The organism is Legionella qingyii, assembly GCF_003990155.1.
GTDB lineage: Bacteria > Pseudomonadota > Gammaproteobacteria > Legionellales > Legionellaceae > Legionella > Legionella qingyii.
The window spans coordinates 283,743-305,584 of sequence record NZ_RZGX01000001.1; the positions used below are offsets into that span (position 1 = coordinate 283,743).

Here is a 21,842-nt window from a genome sequence, read left to right on the forward strand (position 1 = left end):
ATTTGGCTCTTACAGCAGGATTTGCTTATTTACTTTCTCATAGTATTTCATTCAATCGAACTATACTTTGATTAATAGAGTGATAGATAGGATGAATATTTAATGGGAAAAGAGGAATTACTCAAAGCTGCAATTAGACAGGGAAATTTGGTTCAATTCGCAAAGCTCATGTCCAGCGTATATGAAGAAAATTTTCTAATGACAGATGAAAACGGTAATACACTTGCGCATCTGGCTGCAATATATGATCAACCTGAAATTCTGAAAGTGCTTCTGAGTAAAGCAGAAGAATTTAATAGTTCAATACTTGAAATTACCAATGACAATGGATTTACCCCTTTAGAGTGCTGTTACTTGTATTCATCATTAAAGACGCTGTCATTATTAGAATCTAATCCTCAATTAAGTGCCTCTACGAAGCTGGTTATCTCAAAACAGTATGATAGATTGAAGGGCTTGCCCCCAAATGGTTTGCGTAGAGAAGGACTCGAAAAAATTGCCCTGGTTGCGAGTGCCTTAGGTGACGTTACGGCATTGCAGATTATTTTAAATATTACAAGAAATAAAGAAAATTTACTTCATTATCAAACCAAAGATGGCTGGTCTGGAGTTCATTTCGCCGCATTGAATGATCGATTGGATGCAATTAAATTATTTCCAGAAGAATTTGCCGCAAAAGTTAGAGATAATTATGGCAATACTCCCTTAATGGTTGCTGCTGGAAGGGGAAATTTAAAAATTATTGAGTACCTACTTGAAAATGGGGTGGACCTGCATCTAAAAAATAATCAAGGGGAAGCGGCGATTATTTTTGCTGCTGAAAATGGACATTTAAATGCACTTAAGTTTTTAGAAGAAAAAGGTGCAGACCTGACAATAGTGAATGATAATGGTGAAAACGCTTTGCTCGTGGCTGCACGCCAGGGACATGTAGCGTGTGTTTCATATCTGTTGGAGCGTGGTCTATCTGTAGATTTGCAAAACAATCAAGGAAAATCAGCTTTTCAACTTGCTTTAGAGGCGTCTCAACTTGAGATCGCTGATTTATTAGTGGCCCGTAGTACTTCAAATGAAAAAGACTATGCTTTGATTGATGCCGTAAATAGAGGAGATTTAGTAGCGGTACAATGGTTGATGGAACATGGCGCTTCTTTAGCAGCGATGGATAAATTTCAAATGACTCCTCTGCTATTAGCGGCACAATTGGGTAATATAAAATTATTTGATTATTTTCTTAGTTTAGATCCTTCACTTATTCATGATAAGGATGGCGAGGGTGATAACGTATTGTTTGTGGCAATAAAAAACCGACAGGTTTTTGTTGTGGAGCATTTAATTGCTAAAGATCTTTTTCCGCTGGAAGATAGAAATTCACAAGGAAAAACTCCGTTATTAGTAGCCGCAGAAATTAACTCCGAAATACTTGTTGAACTCTTGCATCGAAATGGGGGTTCATTAGAGGTACAAGATCGAGAAGGAAATACCGCGCTTCATTTGTTGTTCGCCAAGGGGTATTGGGGAAATGCTACGGGGTACCTTTATACTCATAGCCCTAATTTGATCTTGAAAAAAAATAATAAAGGAGAACCACCCTTACATACAGCGATTTTAAATAAGCACAATGAAGAAATAGAGCACATCATGGGTTTGGTTCGTGAGGAACCTGAAAAAAAAGCTCAGTTGGTTGAGCTAAGAGACGCTAAGGGCAATACTGCCTTATTGTCGGCTGTCGAATCTCATAATCTGGAGGCTATACCAATATTGAGGAAAGCGGGAGCTAATTTCTTAGCCAAAAACGATAAAGATCAATCGGTTATTACCATAACTGCCTTGAATACCTTTCCCCAGGAAATACTTAAACTTTTGTTTGATGCTCATCAACTTGATTATAGAGAATATTATGCCAGGCGAAGACTTTACTTTATATTCGGTGGAGAAAAGTTGAATGAGGTTCTTAAATTTCCTAACGCGGATGTCAAGTTTGGTTCCGGTTTATTCGATGAAGGGGTTCAGGTACTTGATGAGTATTTAAATGACTTTATTCGGGAAAAACATCCAGAATATGCTTCACAATTCGAACCTTTATTGGCTGCGTTAAATCAACTTCAATCTGATACCACAGTTGAGGATATATTAAGTCGTTTAGATAGAGAAGGTATGGCTTTTCAGGCAACGGGTTTTACTGGTCATGGTGTTCTTGCCACATTGAAAAATATGTCAGATGAACATATGAAACTCTCGCTTGCTGAGCGAGGTGCTCGGGTAGGTGGCGCTCCTTTTTTAAATGATGAAAACAAAAAATTTGCAGCGGTTCGCTCCGTTATTGTTCCTAAAGAAAAACGTCAGCAAGTGATAGAGCTTTTATATCAAGCAAAAAATTCATCTCAGGCAATAGGCGTGGATATCCTGTTTAACCAAATACCAGAATTTGTCGGTGAACCCTATCAGTTCTCATCTATTTATCAAAAAAAATTTATGGATATATGTTTTTATAGTAATCCCAAAACAGGTTTATATGAACAATTCATTGATATTCTAGGCGATGAGAAGGGAAAGGCCTTTTACAAGGAATTTGAACTCTATATGCGAGAACAAGAGTTAGAGCAATATAAAAAACTCCACAAACAAACTCATCCAGGGGAAAGCGTACAAGAAAATCTAATCATTGTTAAAGCAGAGGAGCTCATTGAAAAAAGGAGGGAGTCAATTCATGCTTCATTAACTCACTTAAAGTGATGCCAGTGGGTTGTAGCTTGAGTAAAAATGCATATCGTAACTCGAGAAATCGAACGGTAAATTACTGTTTCGCTTTGCAGAACACAGACTGCAATGAATTGAAATGTAACATCATAGATAAAATTGCTTTTTTTCTCAAAGAGGGCTATGTTTGAGGAGGGATCGGTGTTACCTCGATTGCTGTGGGCCTGACTTGGGTGCACTCTTATTTGGATAGCAAAGCATTAGCCAATTGGTGCATGAGCTATGATTTTGGAAATACAAAATGAGTAATGTCCTGTATTTACTTTTGTCTCATAATACATATAAAAAAGTTGAAAAAACTTACCATCATTTTCGGCGACATCAAACTTCATTTTTTACTACAACATTCATTATTTTATCCCAATTAATAGGCTGGACTTTTTTAAGACTGGAATCACGCAGTTGGCAAATGGTACTTAAGAATCATCACTATTTTTTTCCACATATCTCAAGGAAATATCCTCGTCCCGGAGACATGTTTCGTTATTTAATTCAAAGCCTATGGTTTATTTTGTTCTTTCCTGAATCAAGTAGAAGAACGTTTTATGGTACAAATACTTTTTTGAAAAGAATCCTTGCTTATTACTATTCCTGGATAGAACAATTACCTTCAAAGATTATAGCCAGTAAAGTAGCGAAGCAAACTATAAAACATTTTGGACAAGTAAATAATGTTGTACGCCGTGCAGTGTTTATTATATTAAGTATTTTTTCAGCCATATTGTTATTAATTTGTATTACTCAACCATTTGCGCCGGTAGCACAATTTATTTTCGTAGTGCTCCTCTGGGTAATGGCTATGAGCATTCGTAAAATTCCTGGTCGTGTCAGTACTGTTATGCTAGTGGTTCTTTCTGTGATTGTTTCATGTCGTTATTTGTGGTGGAGATACGCATATACGTTGGTCTGGGATGATACCGCAAGTGTTGTATTTGGGAGCTTACTTATCTTTGCTGAAACATATATTTGGCTAGTGATGGTATTGGGATATTTTCAAAGTCTTTGGCCATTACAGCGTCAGCCTGTACCATTGCCCGTTGATCCTTCTACATGGCCCACGGTAGATATTTTGTTCGCAACTTATAATGAAGATTTAAGTATCCTTAAACCTGGGATATATTCTGCTTTGGGTGTGGATTGGCCAAAAGAAAAACTTAATATATATATTCTGGATGATGGTAATCGTCCCGAATTTAAAGCATTTGCTGAGGAGGTCGGTGTACATTATATAGCGCGTCCTAACCATGAGCATGCAAAAGCTGGAAATATCAACTATGCTCTGAAGCAGACAAATGGTGAGTTAGTGGCAATTTTTGATTGCGACTATGTGATTTCCAATCCTTTTTTGCTATTGACTGTAGGTTGGTTTTTAAAAGACCCTAATCTTGCTATCTTACAAACTCCACATCACTTTTTCTCACCAGATCCTTTTGAGCGCAATTTGAAATCTTTTCGGAAAACACCCAATGAAAGTGCCTTATTCTATGGTGTAGTTCAAGATGGAAATGATACCTGGAATGCAACTTACTTTTGTGGTTCGAGCGGTATTTTGCGCCGTTCTGCATTGGAAAAAATTGGTGGTCTGGCGGTAGAAAGCGTTACCGAAGATGCTCATACCTCATTACGACTGCAACGTCTCGGTTATAATTCTGCTTACATTCGAATTCCATTAGCAGCAGGCCTGGCAACTGAGAGCCTTGCGAGCCATGTGGGTCAACGTATTCGATGGGCCCGTGGTATGATACAGATTTTGCGTATGGATAATCCCTTGTTGGGTAAAGGCTTAACCTTTGGCCAACGACTTTGCTATTTTAATTCAATGTTGCATTTTCTTTCTGGGCTACCTCGCTTAATCTTTTTCATCACCCCTGCGGCATTTTTAATTTTGAATGCTTATGTAGTTTATGCATCTGGAGTGATGATATTACTTTATGCCATACCTCATATTGTTCATGCAGTAGTGACGAATAACCAAATTCAAGGACGGTTCCGTCATTTCCTATGGAATGAAATCTATGAAACAGTGATGGCCTGGTATATTGCGGTCCCTACGACTATGGCTTTAATCAATCCACATAAGGGTCGATTTAACGTCACACCTAAAGGAGATGTTACTCCAGAAACACATGTAGATTGGATGACCGCACGACCTTATATCATATTATTATGCATTAATATTGCTGGCTTAATCGCAGTAGGCTTTCGTTTGACATTTGATCCAGCGGCAACAATTTTAGCTGTTCTTATAACTGCAACCTGGTCTTTATATAATATAGCTATTCTTGGAGGGGCTCTTGGAGTAAGCATTGAAGCAAGGCAAAGACGTAAAGCACCTCGTGTAACTTTTGTTATGCCTGCAGCGATCAGGCGATCGGATGGTCAAGTATTTCAATGCACTTTGAGGGATTATTCTGATAAAGGGGTGGGGATACAAATGGAGCATGAGGATTTGCTGGGTGCAGGAGAGGGGGTAAGCCTTCTACTTAAACACAAAGACGATGAATTTGCTTTCCCTGGAACCATTGCCTACACATTTCATCGCAAGGCAGGCATTCGATTGTATGAGTTATCTCTGAGGCAAAATATTGACTTTATCCAATGTACTTTCGCGCGAGCGGATATTTGGTTATTGTGGCACGAAGGGTTTAGCCAGGATAATCCTCTTAAAAGCATGCAAGATGTAGTTACTCTGGACTTGCGTGGTTATTACGATATCATAGAATATACACCACAAAGAATTCGAAAAATACTCTTATGGTTTACCAATGCTATTATTTGGATGGGGACATTTCTTCCACATAAGCCTCAATTAAAGAGTAATCTGTAATCATGGATTATCTGAATTGAAATAAAATTTAAAAACTAATGGATGAGATAATGATAAGAAGAGTAATCTGGATTATATTGCTGGCCTTGGGGGGCGCGAACGTTGGATTATATGCTGCTCCTTATATTTCAGCAAATCCCGCTCCTACAAAGCCTGTATTATCTACTCCTGCCAATGTTCCAACACGAAAAGTTCAGTTGTATTTTAATGATTTAAATCAGCAGCAGGGGAACTTTACTTTAGGTAGCTTCTCTACAGGCAGAAATATCGACTTCAGTATACGCAAAGATGAACTGGTATTTCAGGCGGTATTGCATCTCCAGTTTACACCATCACCAGCACTGATTCCTTTACTGTCACAACTTAAAATTTATGTAAATGATCAATTGGTTGATGTTATCGCAATTACTGCCGAACAATTAGGTAAATTAAATTCTATAGATGTGTCCATTGATCCTCGTTTTATCAATGATTTCAATCGTCTCCGACTGGAATTCATTGGTCATTACAATGCTATTTGTGAAAATCCGGCACACAACTCAATATGGATTGATATTGATAAACTTAGCTACCTTGAGTTAAATTTTCAGACGTTACTGTTGAAAAATGATCTTTCACATTTTCCTGAGCCTTTCTTCGATCCTCTTGATAATAATCAATTAAATCTACCCATAATATTTGCTGGTCAACCTGATTTAATGCAACAGCGAGCTGCAGCAATTTTAACTTCTTGGTTTGGTAGCAAAGCCTTATGGCGTGGTTCATTCTTTCCTGTTTTAAATAATCAATTACCAGTAAGTCATGCTGTAGTATTTGCTACCAATTCACAAAGACCAGATTTCTTGAAAAATTATAAAACTGTAGAGGCGCCTACAGTCGAAATGATCAGTCATCCTAATAACCCCTATATCAAATTATTGTTGATTTTGGGACGTGATGATCAGGATTTATTGACTGCCGTTTACGGTATCGCACAAGGTAATGTTCTTTTCCGAGGACCAAGTGTCAAAATCGAAAACGTAAAAATGTTAGAGATCCGAAAACCCTATGATGCCCCAAATTGGGTTCCTACAGATAAGCCAGTGCCTTTTGAGAAATTAGTAGAAATTGAGGGGCAACTACAAACAAAAGGATATACTCCTTATCCAGTCTCACTCAGATTTAATGTACCTCCTGATTTGTATTTTAATCAAAGCAGGGGTATTGATTTACGGTTAAAATACCGTTATTCATTACCGCCAGTTGCCAGTATGTCACAACTGGATGTTAGTCTGAATAATTCTTTTGTGAAAAGCTATAAGTTGGAGCCTAAGGGAGAGCACACTCTTACAGAAAATATAGCTGTAACAAGTAAAAATCTATATATTCCAGCAAAATTAGGAGTACATAATCAATTTACTTTTGACTTTGCATATGGAACACAGATTGCTGGAGGAATGCAAAATGAACAGTGCATTACCTATCAGGTAATAAATAATTTGGGAGTTATTGATGGTTCTTCAACTTTAAATTTATCCAATTATTCTCATTTTATTACGATGCCCAATTTAAAAGCATTTATAAGCGCTGGTTTTCCTTTTAGTATTCTGGCTGATCTATCGCAAACAATTGTGTACATTGATCCTCGATCACCAGCTGAAGCGGTGACTACCTTACTTAATGTTGCAGGTAATATTGGTGCAGAAACAGGTTATCCTGTTTTGGCGATGACTTTGACAGATGACTGGTCTCGGGTGAAAAATAAAGATGCGGATCTGTTGATTATTGGTGTACTGCCTAAAGAGCTTGATGATAATAATGATCTCAATCTATTGATCAATAAAACTCAAGATTGGATTAAAAAACCGTTAAATAGAAATGCTTTGCCGGATACACATCGAGTGACTGCTTTCACCGCGGCTGAGAGTAAAACTACTGTTAGTGCAATGGGTTCTGTAGGAGCTATTCTCGGTATTCAATCACCCTATTATGAAAAACGCAGCATTATTGCTTTATTAGCGGAAAACCAACAAGGTTTTAGCCTACTCAATAGAGCATTAACCAATAAAAAAAATGTAGACAAGATCTTTGGTTCGGTAGCGGTGATCCGTGATTCTGGTATTAGCAGCTTACGGGTGGGGAATACTTATCAAATAGGAAATTTACCATTTTGGGAGCGCTTTTGGTACTCGTTGCAAAAGCATCCAATTTCTTTAGCCCTCATATCTCTTTTGGCAGCTTTCATAGTTACATTTTTGGTTTGGAATGGTTTATTACGAATAAGTAAGCGTCGTTTAAATAGTTCACAACAGGATAAAACGTGATTTTAAAATTAAGAAATAAGAAATTCTTGTCTGGTTTTATCTTATTTGCATTAAGTACTGGTAAGGTCGTGGCCAGTACACAATGGCCAATGTGGGAGAAATTTAAGCAGTATTACATCAGTATGGACGGACGAGTCATTGATCCACAGCTTCCGGAAAGAAAGACAACTTCAGAGGGGCAAAGTTATGGATTATTCTTTGCCTTGGTTGCTGATGATCAACCTATGTTTGATAAATTATTACATTGGACTGAAAATAATCTTGCTGAAGGTGATTTGAGGAAACGCTTACCTGCATGGGCATGGGGACAAAATGCCAAAAAAGAATGGGCTGTTTTAGATAGTAATTCTGCAGCGGATGCTGATCTATGGATTGCGTATGATTTACTTGAAGCAGGGCGCTTGTGGAAAAACAAACGCTATGATTCTCTGGGCAAAATGCTTCTTCAGCGTATTCTCAAAGAAGAAATCATTCAAATTCCGAAACTTGGACTTATGTTACTTCCTGGTAAATTCGGGTTTAATTTTAAAAATACCTGGCGCTTTAACCCCAGTTATTTGCCCCCGCAGTTGTTTGCTCGATTTGCCGCACTGAACCGCAAATGGAATATACTAGAGCGCAATAGCAGGCGTTTGCTGTTAGAAACTTCTCCAAAGGGTTTTGCTCCAGATTGGGTGATGTGGAAAAAAAATATGGGTTGGCAGCCTGATTCACAGCGCCCTAACTTAGGCAGTTATGATGCAATTCGCGTGTATCTTTGGATAGGGATGTTAGCCCCTGATGCGCCCCAAGCAGCAGAATTAGTGAAACACTTTCTGCCCATTATTTATCTGACGCAACAATTGGGGTGGGTCCCAGAAAAAATTGATATTGTCAACGGTAAAACACAAGGTAAAGGTCCCATTGGCTTTGCCGCTGCGTTATTGCCTCTATTGGCAAACAATCAATCGGAACTCATAATACAAAGACAACGTATTGATGCAGTGGAATTTACCAATAATGATTATTACGGCTCGGTATTAAGACTTTATGGCGAAGGTTGGGATCAAAATCGATATCGCTTTAACGCTCAAGGGGAGTTGATATTACCATAGACGGGGCCGGAAAGCCGTGGAATATTCATTCACTGTATTCATTCAACACGGTAAGAAACTGACTTCCATAATGAGTCAATTTATGTTGTCCCACACCGGGTACTGCAATTAACTGTTCCAGGTTTTGAGGTCTTATTTCGGTCATTGCATGCAAGGTTGCATCACTGAAGATCATAAAAGGTGGTTTGTTCTCTTCATCTGCTAACCGACGTCTTAATGCTCGAAGTAATTCGAATAAGGGGCTATTTGTGGCTTGAATTGAGCGTCGTTCTTTGCCTTTCTTTTTACTATCCTGAAGATCATTATTGGGTAGAGTCAGTGATATTTTTTCTTCCCCTTTAAGCAAAGGAATGGCCTTGGGCGTCAGTTTAAGAACATGAAACTGATTCATATCTTGTAGGCAATACTCTTTATGGATGAGTTGCCAGGCTAGTTGTTTCCAGTAGTGGGCTGATTTGTCTTTACCAATGCCGAAGGTACTGAGTTGCTCATGGCCATATTGTTTTATTTTATCTGAAGAACTACCTCGCAATACATCTATGGTATACGTTAAACCATAATTTTGCCGCAATCGATAAATACAGGATAAGAATTTTTGCGCATCCTCTGTCGCATCGGCAGTAACGGGTGGATTATCACATACGTCACAATACCGGCATTCAGTATCACAGATCTCATCAAAGTAGCGTAACAAAATTTGACGACGGCAATGAGATGCTTCGGCAAAAGCAAGCATATGGTTGAGCTTGTTGGTTTCAACTCGTCTTTGCTCATCGAGCGGGTTGTTCATGATCCATGAACGTAGTCTGGCACTATCAGCTGCGTCATAGAGTAAGAGTGCTTGAGCTGGTAAACCATCACGCCCGGCACGTCCTGTTTCTTGATAGTAACCTTCAATATTCTTTGGTAAATCATGATGCACAACGAAACGAACATTAGGCTTATCAATTCCCATTCCAAAAGCGATGGTAGCAACAACAATATCGATGCGATCATACCTGAATAAAGTTTGCACTTCTCGGCGTTCTTTATGGGGAAGGCCTGCATGATAGGCACGGGCTTTGAATCCCATTTCTTGTAGTTTTTGCGCCAGATTCTCTACACCTGTACGAGTCCCACAATAAATAATACCTGATTGTTGTTCTACTGTTTGTAAAAACTGATTTAATTGCTTCGAGGCATTGGTCTTAGAAATTACTTTATAATGGATATTAGGTCTGTTAAATGAAGCAATGTATTTTTTGGGTGAATAGTTTAATTTGTCAACAATATCTTGGCGTGTTTGTTTATCTGCAGTCGCAGTTAAAGCAATAATAGGAATATCAGGAAATTCATTTTTTAAAATGCCTAAAGCAGAATATTCGGGACGAAAATCATGTCCCCATTGGGAAATGCAATGGGCCTCATCAATGGCAAAAAGTGCTATATGACACTCTTTCAATCGCTCTAGGAACGATGTGCTAATCAAGCGCTCAGGAGCAATGTACAGCAAATCCAATTCATCCTGATGTAATTGAGTTAATACCTGCTTTGCTTCTTCACTGGTTAAAGCCGAATTATAATAAGCGGCACGAACTCCCTGTAATCTAAGCGCAGTTACCTGATCTTCCATTAAGGCAATTAATGGAGAAACAACAATGCCTACACCTGGCCTTATTAGGGCAGGTATCTGATAACATAGAGACTTACCACCGCCGGTGGGCATCAAAACAAGCACATCATGTCCAGAAATAACATCATTAATAATGTCTTCCTGTGGTGTTCTGAATGAGTCAAAACCAAAGTATTCTTTGAGTACAGCAAGTGAGTTTTTATTGCGAGTTACCGATGCTGCAAGAGTTTCCATTGACTATTCTTATTCTTTTCACGGACGCAGAAAATTTGCAATCATATCACTATCGTTACAAAAGCAGTAGACCTCTTGATGAATGCCTAGGATTAATACCATTAAGTTAAGAATTTGCCATTAAGTTAAGGATTTTTGTCATTCCCGCGAAGGCGGGAATCTATTTTTATAATCCCACTTGGCCTCGTTAGAAATGGGTTCCCGCTTTCGCGGGAACGACAGTCCGCATAGGGGCTACACTTTTTTTAAGGATTATGGTTTGGAAATAAAAGCATTATCCTTTATATAAAAGCGCAGTAATTTTTCTGCCCAATCCTTTGCATAATGAACTCCAACTCTTGGTTTTTCCACAATGCTAATTGGTTGTTGATCCTCTGATTCGGCAATGTAAAAGGTATCACTGGTTAGATCCTGCTGGTTCAGTTGTTTATCTATATGCATTGCTTTAGAAAGCAAACCCGGCCCTTGTGTTCGTCCTTGAATGTTTTTGATGGGCTCGATAGCGCGCAGCAATATTGCCGAACCGGTACCTTCAGTTTCAGTAACGACATTAGTACAGTAATACATCCCGTAAATTAAGTAGATGTAAGCGTAACCAGCAGGCCCAAACATGACTTTTGTTCTTTGAGTAAGGCCTTTAGATGAATGAGACGCTAGATCATGTTGTCCCAGGTACGCTTCAACTTCGACGATTTTTCCTATGTATTCCAATCCGGATTGATTATGAATAATGTATTTGCCTAAAAGTTCTTTGGCAACAATAATAGTATCCCGTTCATAAAATGTTTTGGGTAATTTTCGGAGCATATACTTTCACGGATGATAAAAATTCGCAATAATAATATAATTGAATAAATTTTCTAAGGACAGTTTATGGATTTTGAATTCACAGCGGAGCATTTAGCATTTCGTGAGATGGCGGCTGATTTTGCACGCGATAAATTAGCGCCTATGGCCGATAGTTGGGATGAGCATGATTATTTCCCCATTGAAGTTTTACGTGAAGCCGCTGCATTAGGAATGGCTGGGATGATGGCGCGTGAGGATATTGGTGGATCGCAATTAACGCGTTTGGACTCTGCATTATTGTTTGAGCAATTAGCAACTGGTTGTATCAGTACTAGTGCTTATCTTTCTATCCATAACATGGTTACATCGTTAGTTGATCGGTATGCTGATTCTGAGTTACGAATGAAATGGGGACCTAAATTAACCTCTATGGACGTGATCGGCAGTTATTGCTTGACTGAACCTGAGTCGGGTTCTGATGCGGCCTCCTTAAAAACTCGAGCTATAAAAGATGGGGATTATTACATTCTTAATGGCTCTAAGGCTTTTATTTCAGGAGGTTCAGTAAGTGATGTTTATTTATGCATGGTTCGTACTGGTGATGAATCACATCATGGAATAAGTTGTTTGTTGATCGAAAAAAACACTCCGGGATTGAGTTTTGGCAAATTAGAGAAAAAAATGGGTTGGCATAGTCAACCTACCAGCATGGTATATTTTGAAAATTGTCATGTACCCGTTGCCAACCGTGTTGGTGAAGAAGGAATGGGCTTTAAAATTGCCTTGAATGCTTTAAACGGAGGGCGAATTAATATTGCTTCATGTTCTTTAGGAGGGGCACTCGCTTGTTTACGATTAACTCAAAGCTATATGCATGAGCGTAAACAATTCGGCAAACCGCTTACCGAGATGCAAGCCTTGCGTTTTTATTTTGCTGATATGTTAACAGATTATGAAGCAGCACGCCTAATGGTTTATCGAGCAGCGAGTGCTATGGATAAAAATGATCCTCAAGCCCCGATATACTGTGCTATGGCGAAACGTCTGGCTACGGATGTTGCTTTCCGTATTTGCGATAAAGCAATGCAAATTCATGGTGGCTATGGTTATTTACGTGATTATAAGATTGAGCGAATATTCAGAGATTTAAGAGTGCATCAAATTCTTGAAGGTACTAACGAAATTATGCGGGAAATTGTAGCCAAGGCAACTTTGGATGAGGAGCACTTTTTGTCCTGATTAACCTGGTTGTAGTTTGTAGTCTGATATGTCCTTCAATAGAAAGGGAGTAAATGAATGAATTTAATTGAACAAGATTTGGATGATCATGGAATTTTAACTTTAACTTTAAACAGACCAGAGAAGTTAAATGCTTTAAGTTCCGAGGTATTAGATGCTTTAGAAGAATTATTTCATTATGCAAAAACAAATCCAAAAGTTAATGCAGTGATGATTACGGGAAATGGTAAGGCCTTTTGTGCCGGAGCAGATATAAATCGCTTGGCTGAATGTACTGCACAAACAGGATACGAGTTTGCTTGTCGTGGACAAGAAGTGTTTCGACTTTTGGAAACTTTGGGTAAACCTTCATTGGCAGCCGTGAACGGATTTTCATTTGGTGGTGGTTGTGAATTGGCTATTTCTGCAACATTAAGAATTGCTTCAACAAAAGCTCAGTTTGGTCAGCCTGAAGTAAAACTAGGGGTTATTCCTGGTTATGGCGGCACACAACGATTAGCTCGTTTGATTGGTAAAGGGCGAGCTCTGGATTTATGTTTGACTGGTCGATTTATCAATGCAGATACTGCATTAGATTGGGGATTGGTTAGTGATGTTGTTGAACCAGAAGCATTGTTAGAGCGTGGTAAAGCATTATTGCATGGAATATTGAGTATGGCGCCTCTTGCTGTAACGAGTATTATGGAAGTTATTGATCATGGTTATGATTTATCTTTAACTGATGCATTACATCTGGAAGCAATCCATTTTGCCAAAGTATGTGCTTCTGAAGACAAGAGAGAGGGCGTTGCTGCATTTCTAGAGAAACGAGTTGCTCAGTTCGAAGGAAGATAATCATGACCGATGAAGTACTTTTTAATCAAGAAGGTTCATTAGGAGTCATCACATTAAATAGACCCAGCGCATTGAATGCGTTGACTTTAAATATGATTCTTAGCATCCAAAGACAGTTGAGTCTTTGGAAAGAAGATGCTGCTATTCATGCAGTGGTTGTGCGAGCAGTTCCTGGGAATGCATTTTGTGCCGGGGGTGATATACGTTCGCTTTATTTTTCCGGGCAAGTCAATGATGCGGAACAAATGCAATTTTTTTGGCACGAATATCGGTTAAATCATTTTATTCATCATTTTGGTAAACCTTATATTGCTTTAATTGATGGCATTGTGATGGGAGGGGGGGTAGGAATTTCCATGCACGGGAGTCACCCTATAGCCAGTGAGCGTTTCGTATTCGCTATGCCTGAGACCGGTATTGGTTTCTTTCCTGATATTGGTGCCAGTTATTTGTTAACACGATGCCCAGGATCTTTGGGTGTTTATTTGGGGTTAACAGGTAATCGCTTGAGTTCACATGATGCAATGAAAGCTGGGTTGGTTAAAAAAATAGTCTCTTCGGAACAAATGCCTGCATTGTATGATGCATTAATGAATGAAGATTTATCTACAGATGCTATTCAACGTGTCAATCGATGTGTCCAAGCCTTTAACAGTATATCGTCTACTGATGAGGTAAGCCAAATTAAACCCCTGATTGATGTCTGTTTTGCTCATCCAACAGTCGAAATGATCCGCGAATCGTTACAAAGTGCTAATACAGTATGGGCGGAAGCCGTTGATAATACCTTGGCACAGAAATCTCCTTTGAGTCTTAAAGTCACGTTAGCGCAATTACAAAAAGCCAAAGGTTTATCTTTGGCACAATGTTTGCAAATGGACTATGACATAGTTAGTCATTTTATGCATGGGCATGATTTTTATGAAGGAGTTCGAGCTTTATTAATTGATAAAGATAAGAATCCTCAATGGCATCCGGCACGTTTGGATTTGGTTTCAGAGCAAATGGTTCAGAAGTACTTTGAACGCTTGCATCCTGGTTTGGAATGCATATAGAGATTCCATTTCTTATAAAATTGTTTGGATTGGTGTTGACAATTCTGACAACACCATCATTAGGTTGTTTATTGAAATTAAATGATGATTTTGAATTAAAAACTCATTTTTATGTCACTTGGCATATTGTCTTGTTCTTCAGATTCTGGTTTAGCGTCTTTGGTTTTGTCATTAATAGTTGTGAGTGCATGAATTGTGGAGCCTACTACTGAGGCCGCAATGGAGTAGCCTGTGGTTTCAACAACTGCTTTAACAGGTCCGGAAAAAAGTCGTGACATCATTTTTAATCCTTTTAATAACGTTAAATACTGCAATGTGCCCCAAAATTGGGCATTACAGTATTTATCATACACTATATTTGTGTATAGCAAACCATTTTTTGAAAATTAAATGGTTTGCTATACAATCTTCCTTAATCACTAATTTAATTTGGAACTTTTACTTTGTTCTTTTTCATTGGTTTGCTCTTCAACCACTTCTTCAATTCGAGGAGTTGTTTCCTTGGTTGCAAACATACTATGTCTGGATTTTCCAGGTGAAGGTTGATATTTTTCTGGAACAACTTTTTTCAGTGGTTCAGCACCCATAGTTTCACCAACGCCTGCAACAAGAGCAAATATGACTCCAGTTAACCCCATGCGCATAGGAACTTGTTTCAGAGCCATCTGCCCAAAGGATTTCATTGACGCTTTTGGATCGCCGAGGAAGCAATAAAATAATTCTTTGGTTATTTTAAATGTGTTCGCATTATGCAGGCGTCCATCAGGCGTAACTGTAGATTGCACGAGTAAGTAATCTTTAAATACTGTAGGTGCATATGCAATACCCCCAGCAAGCGCTCCCGCAACTCCCCCGCCTATAAAATGTGCCTTATCCCCTTTAAATGGCAGATTTTTTGCTATCATATCTTCAAGAATGCATAAAGCTCCAAAATTAATCATTCCTGCTGCATATCTTGGTATAAAGCCCCCAGTCATCAAATTCCATGCATTATTAGGAGTTTTCCACACAAAATTTTCAGGAAGAATATTAGCCTTTCTCAGTGTAGATAAAGATTCGGGTATTTGGGTTACCAAAATATCGCCTAATGCCATAGCCATAACATAATGAAAACTTGCTAATGAATATTTTTTTGCCTCTTCTTTAGCTGCTTCATCTCTCAGAATTCCTTCTTCTATAGGCTTACTGCCACCTTTAGCACCAGTAACATAGCCAGTTCGAATTACTGAGCCTGAAATAGAAGCTGAAGTCCCAGCATACATCGCATTGAAGAATCCCATAACTCCGCCTTTGTAAGGAGGAATCATCGTACCGTTCTTGGTCAAGTTAACTAGCATCGTTTTTATAGGACTTTGAACCATTACGATACTCAAACTGGTGAATAATGCAACGGTTGAAAAATTAAGTCCATCCCAAGCTTTTTGGTACACCTGATCCATTTCAGGCATCCATTTTGGAAGATTACCGCCTTTTTTCCCTGGGGGGGGCACAATAGGAGCTGAAGCAACTGGTGTTGAAACAACTGGTGTTGTTACAGGCGTAGGTGTTTTAACCGCTTTGGCGTGCAGATTATGCTTTACTATATCCATTGGTGTTGAAAACCACGCAGTGCTATTGGTATATAGGTTTGAAAACCATCGTGGAGTCATAGGTGCTTGACCAGAGTTTGAAGCTACACTCTGCCTTATTATTTCTGTTGGTGATATAAACCAGGGCATTTTGGTGAGGTCAGGAAAATTCCACATTGGTGGAACCACGGGGCCTTTTCCACTTGAATCTTGCATTCTTTGCTTGATTAAATCCATAGGTGACAATGTGCTCCATATAGATGGAACTATGGTTGTTTGCCCAGATTTTGTATTTGATGTTTCTCTTTTAGTCTGCATAGCTATATCTTATATTAATTGTTGAATATAAAGTCCTAGTATACAGGCCAAAAATTAACTGAACCTTAAGAAATATGACTAATTAGATCAAAATAAATTCTTTGGGGTTATTTTATGGGCACATGAGTATTCTCATTAAATAAACCCTCCAGTAGGTCGATTTTTTATTAAGAGAAAATATTATATTTACATGATGTTACATAAGAAATGCATCTTTAATGCAGCAAACGAATCACAATCTGGAGGGTAGAGGAATCTATTATCTAAATGTTCTAAATTTTTAAAACTCAAATCGGAAAATCAAAGATGTGAATTATTTCAGCCAATCACCAAGAATATCAATAATTTTTTGTGCTTGTTCTGTGCTGGAAATATTAAATTTAGATTTTTGCCAGTATTGATTGTTACGTTTTTGATAACGTCGAATTGAAAATTTAACTGGGCCATAGTCATTTTGGGCATTATCCCAATCTTGATACTTGAACATAATTGTAGTCCATGCTCCACGAGTTAATACTTTCTTATCCAACTCTTTAACGGTTTCTGTTCCATTTTCGCCATATGCAATAGTAATTTCATCTATACTTGCTGTCATTTCGAGCCTTACCTCAATAAATATTTCAAAAAAACAAAGAGCGTATCAATAATAATGTGTCTTTGCGCTAAAATTTCGGGAGTTTATCTTATTTTTGTAACTTACCATAGTGTTGTACTGTGATTTGCCAAAAAATAGAAAACCAACCGAAGTAAACTTGGAGCATTGAATTACTAGTCGTACTATTGAATGGATTGTAGTTTACCGTTAACAAAAGTCATAGACACAGTCGGTTGATACTCTCCAGGCTGATAGATCCATACTATAGGTTTTGTTGCTGTAGGTACGATTTCATTGATAAAAGAATTATTTACCATAGAAGGGCTACCGCAAGCGTAATATACTTTTTGTACTGGGTCACCTGCTTGAATATTTGCTCCCTGGCAAACGGAAATCGCATTGCTAGAAGAACCATTCATTTTAATGGATCGTACTTTTTGATTCACAATATCTATTTCAAGCTGCACTCCACCACTACCTGTAGGTATATTCCATACTCCATAAAAAGCAGTACTCGTTCCCATATTATTATAAATGAGTTGTTGTACGGGAATTTTTTGCATAACAGGTTGATTTGATTCCTGTTGGCTTATTGGTTGACCACAAGCCGCAATCACTTCATCAGGAGTCATACCTACATTAATATATCCATGATTTTGCGGACAATAATAAGATTGGGTATCAGCAAAGAGACTAAAAGGTAAAAGGAGCAATCCTAAGCCAGTACTACTGAGGAGCGTCATTTTCATAATTTAATCCTGATAATCCTCTGCTTAAAATAAAGTATAGTCGCTTTTATAATAATCTCCAGGGTAAGTTTGCGCTAATAAATAAAGTAATAATTTTTAATAAAACCAGGATGATAAATGGTGAAAAGTCAAAACCTGAAATATCTGGAACTATCTTTCTACCAAGCTTTAACAAGGGCTCTGTTAGCAAGCGTAAAAGATCAGCGATGGGGCCTTGCCAATTTGGATTAACAAAACTCATTATAACGCGTACGAGGATGGCATAAAATAGAATATCACAAGGTTGAATGATTAGGTCTGCAATGATGTAAATGAATATGAAGACGATAGGAATTATTCCATGCAAGGCAAGAAGGCTGATGCAGATAATTTTTAATAGCTCTACAAGAACTAAAGTAATTAAAGCGGGGATGTCATATTTTTGTCCCGGTTTATAGGGTTGTTTTGATAGCAGTTGAATGGGATTGACTATGGGGTTAGTCACTTTATAAAGAAGCTGGTTTACTGGATGAAGTGCACTAACACGTAAATAGCGTAGGGCGATGCGAAGCCATAAACTGAAAATGACTAGTGAAAAAAATAAAGAAACAATAAAGATCAGTACTGCGATAATCCCGGACATATATTTTCCCCTATAATGCATTCGTTCAACTGATTTTTCAGGATTATATCGCGTCGCTTTATTTTTGTCGCTCACCAAATAATGCTCGTCCAACACGCACAATAGTAGCTCCCGCTTTAATTGCGGGGACTAAGTCATCGCTCATTCCCATAGATAAGGTATCCATGTTTAGGCCAAGTTCCTGATTGAGCGAATGCATCAATTGATTAAGCTGCATAAATAATTCATATTGAGTTCGCATATCATGTTGTGGGGGAGGAATAGTCATTAACCCTCTTAGTTTGAGATGGGGAAGTTTGTTGACTGCCAAGGCTAACTCAGCAGCATGTTCGGGCGGTATTCCTGATTTGGTTTTTTCCTCTACCAGGCTAATTTGTAAACAAACGTTGAGTGGACCTAAATCGATTGGGCGGTATTCATTGAGATATTGAGCAATTTTAAAGCGGCTAATACTGTGAACCCAGCTAAACGAAGTAGCAATCCCTTTGGTTTTGTTACTTTGAATGGGGCCGATAAAATGCCAACATATGGGCATGCTTTTTAAGGCATTTATTTTTTGTTGTGCTTCTTGGTAATAGCTTTCACCAAAGTGAGTGATTCCAAGATGAAATAATTCACTAATTGCCTCGGTGCTTTGTTGTTTACTGACAGCGAGCAATAGAACACTCCCGGGTTTTCTATCACATTCAAGTTCAGTTTGTGTGATTAATTGTTTAATTTGATTTAGATTTTGACAAAAATTCATGATCTCTAGATATACCTTGGAAAATCTCAACAATAGCAAAAGAAACAATGTTTGCCGAGTACCACTTCGTGAGCTAATCTAATAACATCAGATTTGAGATTGGGCATCAAGGTTCAATCTATTATTGATTCAATCAGGATGAATTAAGCAATGGACATAGCAGAACTACTGGCGTTTTCTGTAAAAAATAAATCATCAGACTTACATCTTTCCGCGGGTTTGCCCCCAATGATTCGCGTTGATGGGGATTTACGTAAAATAAATTTACCCGCCATGCAGCATAAAGAGGTAATGAAAATTATCTACGATGTAATGAATGACAGGCAAAGAAAAGAATTTGAAGAATTTTTAGAAGTCGATTTTTCTTTTGAAATAACAAATCTGGCTCGTTTTAGGGTGAATGTTTTTAATCAATTACGTGGTGCAGCAGCAGTTTTTCGTACTATTCCAGCGGATATTTTAAGCATGAATGATTTAGGATTACCAGCCATTTTTGAAGAAATGGCCAGTTATCCCAAAGGGTTAGTGCTAATTACTGGTCCAACAGGTTCAGGGAAAAGTACGACTTTGGCTGCCATGATCGATTACATCAATGCAAACCGTTATGATCACATTTTAACGGTTGAAGATCCTATAGAGTTTGTACATCAAAGTAAGAAATGTTTGTTGAATCAGCGTGAAGTTCATCGTGATACGCTGAGTTTTAATGCCGCTTTGCGTTCCGCATTACGTGAGGATCCGGATGTAATTCTGGTAGGGGAGTTGCGGGATTTGGAAACAATACGTTTGGCAATGACTGCTGCGGAAACTGGACATTTAGTATTTGGTACGTTACATACCAATTCGGCAACCAAGACTATCAATAGGATTATTGATGTGTTTCCTGCTGAGGAAAAATCGATGGTTCGTTCCATGTTGTCTGAATCTTTGCAAGCTGTAGTAGCACAAACTTTACTGAAAAAAAATGGTGGGGGACGAGTTGCAGCTTTGGAAATTATGATTTGTACCGGCGCGATACGAAACTTGATTCGCGAAGATAAAGTGGCACAAATGTATTCCTCCATTCAAACGGGTCAAGCCAAGGGAATGCAAACTTTGGATCAGCATTTAACTGAACTGGTTAAAAAAAATATTATCTCATCCCATACAGCACATGAAGTGGCTATTGATAAATCGTTGTTTTAAAGTATTGGTCTCACGAAGGCCATCCAGGAGGTACTTCCATTAAATTAAACGTTTTAACTACACTCTTTGCCATCATCTTCGCGAAGACGGAGAGCCATTTTTTAGAGAGGCTTAACGTTTCATGAAGAAATAGATTCCCGCTTTCGCGGGAATGACAAAAATTCTTAACTTAATGGCAGTGAGGTCGTGAGAATTCTAAAAAGCTTTTAGGCGTTTTTCTGTAATTCAATTAATTGAGGAATACCAATTTCAGCTAGTGCCAGCATGTTGTTTAATTCATCGCGATTAAAATGTCTGTCTTCGGCAGTTCCTTGAATTTCTATGAAATGTCCGTCTTCGGTCATTACTACATTCATGTCTGTTTCAGCAAGTACGTCTTCTGCATAATCTAAATCAAGCACGGATTGACCTCGATAGAGTCCCACAGAAACAGCAGCGATATAATTAAATGCGGGCATTCTACGAATTTTTTCTCGCTCGACCATCCAGGTTATTGCATCTCTCATGGCGACACAAGACCCTGTAATGGCTGCTGTTCTTGTCCCTCCATCAGCCTGGATTACATCACAATCTAGAGTTATTGTATTTTCACCCAAGAATTTTAGATCAACACAGGCTCTTAGGGAACGGCCGATTAGACGTTGAATTTCCATCGTTCTGCCGCCTTGTTTTCCCTTGCTTGCTTCGCGTTCAGTACGGCTGTGTGTTGCACGTGGAAGCATACCGTATTCAGCAGTAACCCAACCTTGGTTTTTACCTTTAATAAAACGGGGAACTCCTTCGGTTACCGATGCGTTACACAATACTTTAGTTTGTCCAAATTCAACCAGAACAGATCCTTCAGCATGCTTTGTATAGTTTCTGGTTATTTTAACAGAACGTAGTTGATTGGCTTCTCGGTTACTTGGGCGCATAGGATAATCCTCGTGAAAATTAGGAATTATAACGCTTAACTCCCTGAGTTGCATCCTAAAGTATGTAATAAAACAAATATGGATCCGGTTGAACATAGATGAGGTATCGACAAAATAATTTACACAAGCGCTAATTAAGTTACAAAAATATCTTTATAATCATATTGATTAATATTAATTCGTTGTGTTAATTTGAATTTTCTTTTGTAAAAAAAGCGCCATTATGTACAACCGCAGTCATAAACACAGTGTTGCCTTATCTGCAGATTTATCTGCAAGCTCGCTGTTTGCCTGCGATTTAGTTGATACTCAAAATCTTTCTTCTTTATTAGTGATTCTTTTCTTACCCCTTTTTCCCTAGGGCGGTCTTTTTTCGTTATCCGCGCCTCTCTAGGGAGG

Annotated in this window: 17 protein-coding genes; 8 read left to right on the plus strand and 9 right to left on the minus strand. The window is 38.4% G+C overall.

Annotated features, from left to right (window positions below; genetic code table 11):
- The first annotated feature begins 102 nt into the window (after positions 1–102).
- From ELY20_RS01140 to bcsZ, 4 genes are all read left to right on the plus strand, one after another.
- Positions 103–2,736, plus strand: coding sequence for an ankyrin repeat domain-containing protein (locus ELY20_RS01140; protein WP_110141301.1), 2,634 nt, complete (start codon positions 103–105; stop codon positions 2,734–2,736).
- Positions 2,737–3,001: 265 nt separating this feature from the next.
- Positions 3,002–5,587: a UDP-forming cellulose synthase catalytic subunit gene (gene bcsA / locus ELY20_RS01145; RefSeq protein WP_110141302.1), complete on the plus strand. Its 2,586-nt coding sequence runs from the start codon at positions 3,002–3,004 to the stop codon at positions 5,585–5,587.
- 50 nt (positions 5,588–5,637) lie between these two features.
- Entirely contained in the window at positions 5,638–7,890 is a 2,253-nt protein-coding gene (gene bcsB, locus ELY20_RS01150) for a cellulose biosynthesis cyclic di-GMP-binding regulatory protein BcsB (protein ID WP_110141303.1), read from the plus strand.
- Complete coding sequence (bcsZ, locus tag ELY20_RS01155; protein ID WP_233590463.1) at positions 7,887–8,984, plus strand: cellulose synthase complex periplasmic endoglucanase BcsZ; 1,098 nt, start codon at positions 7,887–7,889, stop codon at positions 8,982–8,984. The genes bcsB and bcsZ overlap by 4 nt, the downstream gene beginning before the upstream one ends.
- 25 nt (positions 8,985–9,009) lie before the next feature.
- Here the strand turns inward: bcsZ and recQ are convergent, their stop codons facing one another.
- Positions 9,010–10,830: a DNA helicase RecQ gene (recQ, locus tag ELY20_RS01160; RefSeq protein WP_110141304.1), complete on the minus strand. Its 1,821-nt coding sequence runs from the start codon at positions 10,828–10,830 to the stop codon at positions 9,010–9,012.
- 252 nt (positions 10,831–11,082) lie between these two features.
- Positions 11,083–11,637: a DNA-3-methyladenine glycosylase gene (locus ELY20_RS01165; protein ID WP_110141305.1), complete on the minus strand. Its 555-nt coding sequence runs from the start codon at positions 11,635–11,637 to the stop codon at positions 11,083–11,085.
- 66 nt (positions 11,638–11,703) lie between these two features.
- Between ELY20_RS01165 and ELY20_RS01170 the strand changes: the two genes are divergently transcribed.
- The 3 genes from ELY20_RS01170 to ELY20_RS01180 are packed head-to-tail and all read left to right on the plus strand — an operon-like array spanning position 11,704 to position 14,747.
- Entirely contained in the window at positions 11,704–12,858 is a 1,155-nt protein-coding gene (locus ELY20_RS01170) for an acyl-CoA dehydrogenase family protein (RefSeq protein WP_110141306.1), read from the plus strand.
- Between the two features lie 57 nt (positions 12,859–12,915).
- Entirely contained in the window at positions 12,916–13,692 is a 777-nt protein-coding gene (locus ELY20_RS01175) for an enoyl-CoA hydratase/isomerase family protein (protein WP_110141307.1), read from the plus strand.
- A 2-nt stretch (positions 13,693–13,694) separates the two neighbouring features.
- Complete coding sequence (locus tag ELY20_RS01180) at positions 13,695–14,747, plus strand: enoyl-CoA hydratase/isomerase family protein (RefSeq protein WP_110141308.1); 1,053 nt, start codon at positions 13,695–13,697, stop codon at positions 14,745–14,747.
- A gap of 95 nt (positions 14,748–14,842) precedes the next feature.
- On the opposite strand, the gene ELY20_RS01185 is transcribed toward ELY20_RS01180, so the two are convergent.
- The 6 genes from ELY20_RS01185 to ELY20_RS01210 all read right to left on the minus strand — a co-directional run bounded on the left by ELY20_RS01185 (position 14,843) and on the right by ELY20_RS01210 (position 19,344).
- Positions 14,843–15,028, minus strand: coding sequence for a hypothetical protein (locus ELY20_RS01185; protein ID WP_126955654.1), 186 nt, complete (start codon positions 15,026–15,028; stop codon positions 14,843–14,845).
- Between the two features lie 138 nt (positions 15,029–15,166).
- Positions 15,167–16,633, minus strand: coding sequence for a hypothetical protein (locus ELY20_RS01190; RefSeq protein ID WP_110141310.1), 1,467 nt, complete (start codon positions 16,631–16,633; stop codon positions 15,167–15,169).
- Positions 16,634–16,946: 313 nt separating this feature from the next.
- The gene (locus ELY20_RS01195; RefSeq protein ID WP_058467753.1) at positions 16,947–17,228 is read right to left on the minus strand and encodes a hypothetical protein; all 282 of its coding nucleotides are present in this window, start codon (positions 17,226–17,228) and stop codon (positions 16,947–16,949) included.
- A gap of 182 nt (positions 17,229–17,410) precedes the next feature.
- Positions 17,411–17,977: a DUF2845 domain-containing protein gene (locus ELY20_RS01200; protein ID WP_110141311.1), complete on the minus strand. Its 567-nt coding sequence runs from the start codon at positions 17,975–17,977 to the stop codon at positions 17,411–17,413.
- Between the two features lie 46 nt (positions 17,978–18,023).
- A complete protein-coding gene (locus ELY20_RS01205; protein WP_110141312.1) occupies positions 18,024–18,599 on the minus strand; it encodes a YggT family protein in 576 nt (191 codons plus the stop codon).
- 58 nt (positions 18,600–18,657) lie between these two features.
- Positions 18,658–19,344 (minus strand): YggS family pyridoxal phosphate-dependent enzyme, encoded by a 687-nt coding sequence (locus tag ELY20_RS01210; protein WP_110141313.1) that lies wholly within the window; start codon positions 19,342–19,344, stop codon positions 18,658–18,660.
- A gap of 150 nt (positions 19,345–19,494) precedes the next feature.
- Between ELY20_RS01210 and ELY20_RS01215 the strand changes: the two genes are divergently transcribed.
- The gene (locus tag ELY20_RS01215; RefSeq protein WP_110141314.1) at positions 19,495–20,529 is read left to right on the plus strand and encodes a type IV pilus twitching motility protein PilT; all 1,035 of its coding nucleotides are present in this window, start codon (positions 19,495–19,497) and stop codon (positions 20,527–20,529) included.
- A gap of 206 nt (positions 20,530–20,735) precedes the next feature.
- Here the strand turns inward: ELY20_RS01215 and rph are convergent, their stop codons facing one another.
- Complete coding sequence (gene rph, locus ELY20_RS01220; RefSeq protein WP_110141315.1) at positions 20,736–21,443, minus strand: ribonuclease PH; 708 nt, start codon at positions 21,441–21,443, stop codon at positions 20,736–20,738.
- Between the last annotated feature and the right edge of the window lie 399 nt (positions 21,444–21,842).

Excerpts from the sequence above, each read along its gene's own strand:
- ELY20_RS01140 (WP_110141301.1), top strand. The coding sequence starts at position 103 with ATGGGAAAAGAGGAATTACTCAAAGCTGCAATTAGACAGGGAAATTTG.
- bcsA (WP_110141302.1), top strand. The coding sequence starts at position 3,002 with ATGAGTAATGTCCTGTATTTACTTTTGTCTCATAATACATATAAAAAA.
- bcsB (WP_110141303.1), top strand. The coding sequence starts at position 5,638 with ATGATAAGAAGAGTAATCTGGATTATATTGCTGGCCTTGGGGGGCGCG.
- recQ (WP_110141304.1), bottom strand. The coding sequence starts at position 10,830 with ATGGAAACTCTTGCAGCATCGGTAACTCGCAATAAAAACTCACTTGCT.
- ELY20_RS01165 (WP_110141305.1), bottom strand. The coding sequence starts at position 11,637 with ATGCTCCGAAAATTACCCAAAACATTTTATGAACGGGATACTATTATT.
- ELY20_RS01170 (WP_110141306.1), top strand. The coding sequence starts at position 11,704 with ATGGATTTTGAATTCACAGCGGAGCATTTAGCATTTCGTGAGATGGCG.
- ELY20_RS01175 (WP_110141307.1), top strand. The coding sequence starts at position 12,916 with ATGAATTTAATTGAACAAGATTTGGATGATCATGGAATTTTAACTTTA.
- ELY20_RS01180 (WP_110141308.1), top strand. The coding sequence starts at position 13,695 with ATGACCGATGAAGTACTTTTTAATCAAGAAGGTTCATTAGGAGTCATC.
- ELY20_RS01185 (WP_126955654.1), bottom strand. The coding sequence starts at position 15,028 with ATGATGTCACGACTTTTTTCCGGACCTGTTAAAGCAGTTGTTGAAACC.
- ELY20_RS01190 (WP_110141310.1), bottom strand. The coding sequence starts at position 16,633 with ATGCAGACTAAAAGAGAAACATCAAATACAAAATCTGGGCAAACAACC.
- ELY20_RS01195 (WP_058467753.1), bottom strand. The coding sequence starts at position 17,228 with ATGACAGCAAGTATAGATGAAATTACTATTGCATATGGCGAAAATGGA.
- ELY20_RS01200 (WP_110141311.1), bottom strand. The coding sequence starts at position 17,977 with ATGAAAATGACGCTCCTCAGTAGTACTGGCTTAGGATTGCTCCTTTTA.
- ELY20_RS01205 (WP_110141312.1), bottom strand. The coding sequence starts at position 18,599 with ATGTCCGGGATTATCGCAGTACTGATCTTTATTGTTTCTTTATTTTTT.
- ELY20_RS01210 (WP_110141313.1), bottom strand. The coding sequence starts at position 19,344 with ATGAATTTTTGTCAAAATCTAAATCAAATTAAACAATTAATCACACAA.
- ELY20_RS01215 (WP_110141314.1), top strand. The coding sequence starts at position 19,495 with ATGGACATAGCAGAACTACTGGCGTTTTCTGTAAAAAATAAATCATCA.
- rph (WP_110141315.1), bottom strand. The coding sequence starts at position 21,443 with ATGCGCCCAAGTAACCGAGAAGCCAATCAACTACGTTCTGTTAAAATA.